The sequence below is a fragment of the Nocardia sp. NPDC059195 genome (assembly GCF_042754695.1).
Lineage (GTDB): Bacteria > Actinomycetota > Actinomycetes > Mycobacteriales > Mycobacteriaceae > Nocardia.
Genome location: NZ_JBHZBG010000026.1, coordinates 1 through 5,565 on the forward strand (window position 1 = coordinate 1; position 5,565 = coordinate 5,565).

Here is a 5,565-nt window from a genome sequence, read left to right on the forward strand (position 1 = left end):
CCGCTGGAATATCAAGGGCGAGTTGGAGTATGTGGGTCGCAACGACGACCAGGTCAAGATCCGCGGATTCCGCATCGAACTCGGCGAAGTCGGCGACGCATTGTCGGGGGTGGCCGGGGTCGAGCAGGCCGTGGTCGTGGCACGCGAGGATCAACCGGGCATCAAACGGCTGGTCGGGTATGTGACCGGCGCGGTGGACCCTGTGGTGGTACGGGCAGCCGTCGCAGCGCGATTGCCGGAGTACATGATTCCGTCGGCAGTTGTGGTGCTCGACAGCCTGCCCCTGACAGTCAACGGCAAACTCGACAAACGAGCCCTGCCCACACCCGACTACGTGGGGAACAGGGAAGCGTACCGGGCACCTTCGACACCAACCGAGAAAACACTCGCGTCGATCTACGCGCAGGTATTGGGATTGGAACGGGTCGGTGTCGACGACTCCTTCTTCGATATCGGCGGCAACTCGCTGCTTGCGATGCGGGTGGTCGCGGCAATTCACGAAGCGTTCCATCGCGACATCGCGGTGCGCACCCTGTTCCAGACACCGAGTGTGCGCGCCTTGACGGCGCAGCTCGGCAAAGATACCGGGTCGGAAGTCTCGCAAGCGGAGAGGCTGAGCGAAGGTGCGGGCGCGCCGCTGTTCTGCATTCACCCGGGAGGCGGCGTGAGCTGGCCCTACCGCCCACTCGGCGATTACCTCGAGATTCCCGTCATCGGGATATCGCAGGATCTCGAGAACGACAAATCGGCAACTGTCGGCGAAATGGCTGCGAACTATCTCGACATCATCCGAAAGATTCAGCCCGATGGCCCATATCGCCTGCTGGGGTGGTCATTCGGCGGAGGGGTTGCCCACGAGATCGCCGCGCAGCTGACCCGCGTCGGGGAGAAGGTGTCCACGCTGGTCCTCATCGATGCATTTCTGGCGATCGACGATGCCGGTGCGGCAGCGGACGGGGAAACGGAGATGCCGATCCTGCAGAATTATCTGCGGATCAATGGGCTGGATTCACCGGGCGTCGAACCCCTCACCTACGAGGTCGTTCAGAAGATTGCCGAGAGCGCACCGATGCTCAAGATTCCACTGCCACCTGAATCGATGGTCGATCGCGTGGCCGAGAACATCGCGCACAACAGGCGGCTGCAGAACACTCATGCACCGGGTCAATACGCCGGATCGGCGATCATCATCTCAGCTCGACATGCCGAGAAAAAACAAGATCTGTCGGCATTGTGGCAGCCATTCGTGGCAGGCGAGATCGTAGAGTACGACGTTGATTGCACGCATGAGGAAATGCTGGATCCGACGCCCGTAGCATCGTACGCGCGAGTGCTGGTAGAGGCGATCGCGCAATCCATGGATGCGGAGGCCGTGCGTTGACCGGGCCAGGTCTGACGGCCCTGGGCGACAGCTTCGTCGAGGGCCGCGGCGACCCCGCCGCGACGGGTGGCTACCGCGGGTGGGTATCGCGGTTGGCCGGCCAGCTGGGGTTACCGCCGAGTTCGATCCGGAATTACGGCACGCACGGGGCCACCACCTCCGATGTTGTGCGGGTGCAGCTGCCGACGGCGGCGCGAGCGGCGGTCTACGGCGTGGTGGTCGGGGTCAATGACCTCGTGAGTGACTTCGCCCCGGAAGTGTTCGAGGCCAACATGAATACGATCTTGGGCGACCTGCGCGCCGGTGGCGCCACAGTGATCACCGCTGACTACCCGGATATCCCAGCGCGACTGCCGGTTCCGGAGAAGTTCCGCGGTCTGCTGCGCGAGCGTTTCGAATTCGCCAATACCGTCTTGGCTCGCATCACCGCGAATCATGGCGCCCTGCTGCTGGATATGGCCGGCCGTCCCGAATGGGAGCGGCCGGAGATGTGGACCGAGGACGGAATGCACCCGAGCCCGCTGGGGCATCGTGAATTTGCGGTCGCCGCGGCCGAACTCATTTCGTCGACCACCGCCACCACCGTTGCCGCCTGAGCTGCGTAGCGACGGGTTCGAGAGGAATTTCCATGAAGGACGACAGACGCCTGGCACATGACCCGATCGCCATTGTCGGCATGTCGGGCCTGTTGCCGATGGCACACAATCATCGCGAGTACTGGCAGAACATCGTCGACGGCGTGGACTGCACCGAGGAGGTGCCCGCATCACGCTGGAGCCTGGACGATTACTACGACCCGGACAGGGCGACCCCGGACAAAACCTATTCGCGCCGTGGCGGTTTCCTGCCTGACGTCGACTTCGATCCACTCGAATTCGGGTTGCCGCCCAATCAGCTCGAGGTCACCAGCACCATGCAGACGCTGAGCCTCGGGGTGGCGCGCGATCTGCTCGTCGACGCGGGTGCGACCGGCTCCGAATGGTACGACCCTGGACGCACCGGTGTGGTGCTCGGCACCACGGGTCCGGTGCCGCTCACGCATCCACTAGCGGCCCGGCTCTCGACGCCGATGCTCAAGGAGGCGGCGCGTTCGGTGGGGCTCACCGAGAACGACGTCGATGCCATCGCCGAGCGCTTCGTCGCAGCTTTCGCACCGTGGGAGGAGAATTCATTCCCGGGCCTGCTCGCGAATGTTGTCGCTGGACGGGTGGCGAATCGGCTCGGGCTCGGCGGGATGAACTGCACGGTCGATGCGGCCTGCGCAGCCTCGCTGGCAGCCATTCGCACGGCCATCGCGGAGCTGCGAGACGGCCGCGCCGACATGATGATCACCGGTGGCGTTGACACCGAGAACACAATTTTCGGCTACATGTGCTTCAGCAAGGTCGGCGCGCTCTCGCCGACCGATCGCATCAGCCCATTCGCATCGACGGCCGACGGAACAATGCTCGGTGAGGGCATTTCGATGCTGGCGCTGCGACGGCTCGACGACGCGCGACGCGACGGGAACCGGATCTACGCCGTGATCACCGGTATCGGTTCTTCCAGCGACGGCCGATCCAAGAGCATCTACGCACCACGAGCTGAGGGCCAGCGAGTCGCGCTGGATCGCGCTTATGCCGACGCCAACTGCTCTCCGTCCGATGTCGAGCTCATCGAGGCGCACGCCACCGGCACCGCGGTCGGCGACAAGACCGAGCTGACCGCACTGAGGGAGCTGTTCTCCGAGGCGACTTCGGAAACCCGTTTCGCCGCACTAGGCAGTGTGAAATCACAGATCGGGCACACCAAAGGCGCGGCAGGCGCGGCGAGTGTCATGAAGCTGGCACTCGCGCTGCACCAGAAGGTGCTACCCGGCACTATCAATGTGGACGCGCCGAACGAGGCGATCGATCCGGAGTCCGCACCGTTCTACGTGAACTCCCGGACCCGTCCGTGGATCCTGGACCCGAACCGCCCGATCCGCCGGGCCGCGGCATCAGCAATGGGTTTCGGAGGCACCAACTTCCACGTTGTGCTGGAGGAGGAAGCGGAAGCGGGACGCGACAATCTGTCGATACTGCACCGCACGCCGCGCGCACACATCTGGCACGCCCCGGATGTCGCGGGACTGATCGATGCGGTGCGCAGCACCGATGGGGGTGACGGCGGCGATATTCCGGATCACCACGCACGTGTCGGCTTCGCCGCGTTCGATGACGACACCGCAGCCGACCTGCGCGGGCTGGCAGTGGATGAGCTGGTGCGTCACGCCGATGCGGCACACTGGGATCACCCGGAGGGCGTGTACTTTCGTGCCGCCGCGCTGCCGAACCGCAAGGTGGGCGCGCTGTTCGCAGGTCAGGGCAGCCAGTACGTCGATATGGGATTGGCCGCAGCACTGAACAATCCACCGGTCGGTGCCGCCTTCGACGCGGCCAATGCGGCGTTCGCCGACGCGCCGCGGCGGCTGGGCAGTGTCGTGTTCCCGCCCCCGGTCTTCGACTCCGTGGCTCGTGAGCAGCAAGAGATCACCTTGCGCCGCACCGAATTCGCGCAGCCGGCAATCGGCGCGCTGGCGGTCGGCCAGTTCGAGGTGCTACGGAACTACGGATTCCGGGCCGTGGGCTACCTCGGACACAGCTTCGGTGAACTAACCGCACTGTGGGCATCCGGCGCCGTGACAACGACCGACTTCTTCGCACTCGCTCGTGCCCGTGGCGCCGCGATGGCTGCGCCCGAGGGGACCGACGCCGGCACCATGGTCGCTGTCGCCGCCTCGCGCGCAGACATCGAGGACATCATCGCGGATGTCGAGGACGTGTGGATCTGCAACCACAATGCGGTCGACCAAGTGGTCATAGGTGGTGGCGCGGTGGGTATCGCCGAGGTGAACGATCGCTGCGCCCAACAGGGGTGGGTCACTCGGCCTCTCCCCGTGGCGGGCGCATTCCACACGCCCTATGTCGAACACGCGGCGACAGCTTTCGGGGAAGCGGTAGCGGCGATCGAGATCGGCGCTCCGGATGCTCCCGTGTACGCCGATACCCGAGGCGCGTCCTACGGAGGCAATGTCGAGGCCAACCGTGCCACTCTGACCGCACAGCTGAGCAATCCGGTCGACTTCCACGATGCGCTCACAGCCATGCGGGCCGACGGCTGCACAGTCTTCGTCGAGTTCGGCCCGAAGCAGGTACTCACGTCACTGGTGCGGCGCACCTTCGGCGACGACGTGATCGCGATCGCCACCGATTTCGGGCCCGTCGGCGACAGCGATCTGGCCCTCAAGCGCGCGGCGGTGCGACTTGCCGTGCTCGGCTGCGAGGTACGTGGCATCAACCGCTACCGCGCACCGGGACCGGTCGTTGCCACACGCGAACCCGCGATGACGGTGTCTCTCTCGGCGCCCGACCACGTGCCCGAGAGCCGCCGGACCACAAAGGCGGCCCTGTTCGCCGACGGATATCGCGTCGCTTCCGACTCGCCTGCACCCCAGCACGTCCCCGCGCCACGGCTCGTGCCGGCCGCCGCGGCCAAGCCCACAGATGCCCGCGTTCCGGCATCTCAGCCTGTGCCTGTCCCGTCCAACCGACACTCGGAGAACCCGGAGAACCACGTGTCAACCGCCTCGCAGTACCGACTTCACACACCCGGCTCATTCGACAGCGCGCTGGTGCAACATTTGGACACCCACCGCCACTACCTGGACGGACAGCTGGAGCTGGCGCGAGAGTTGGCCGGCGTCCTGCGCAACGGGGGGCTCGACGAGCTGACCGTGCGCGCGATCGAGGCGGTCAAGGATCACACCGTGGCGATCAGCGAGACCCATTCCCGCGCCGGCGACGTGGTGACGCAGCTGGCCGAGCTGGAGACCGGCGCACCGGTCACCCGTCTGCGCTCGGCACCGCCACCGGCTCTTGGTCGAAACGGAGCTCGTTCGAACGGTACTGCGCCTGTCGCGCAGTCCGCCCCCACCCCTCCCCCGATCGCACCACCGGTCGTGGCGGTATCGGCCACCCCGGCTGTTTCCGAGCAGCCCGCAGCGGTTGCTGTGCGGCCCGCCGCGGCGGCGGTTCCGCCCATAAGCGCGGTCTCGAGCGATGCACTGCGGCAAGCCTTGCGTGAGGTGGTCGCGAACAAAACCGGCTACCCGGTGGAAATGGTCGATCCGGCCATGGACCTGGAAGCCGATCTCGGCGTGGACT

At 65.7% G+C, this 5,565-nt stretch carries 3 protein-coding genes; all 3 read left to right on the plus strand.

Annotated features, from left to right (window positions below):
• The coding region (locus tag ACFXKN_RS26140; protein WP_379433996.1) for a thioesterase domain-containing protein at nt 1-1,381 on the plus strand (1,381 nt) is incomplete at its 5' end.
• Nucleotides 1,378-1,977, plus strand: coding sequence for an SGNH/GDSL hydrolase family protein (locus tag ACFXKN_RS26145; RefSeq protein WP_379433997.1), 600 nt, complete (start codon nt 1,378-1,380; stop codon nt 1,975-1,977). The genes ACFXKN_RS26140 and ACFXKN_RS26145, both read left to right, overlap by 4 nt.
• Nucleotides 1,978-2,009: 32 nt before the next feature.
• The coding region (locus ACFXKN_RS26150) for a beta-ketoacyl synthase N-terminal-like domain-containing protein (RefSeq protein ID WP_379433998.1) at nt 2,010-5,565 on the plus strand (3,556 nt) is incomplete at its 3' end.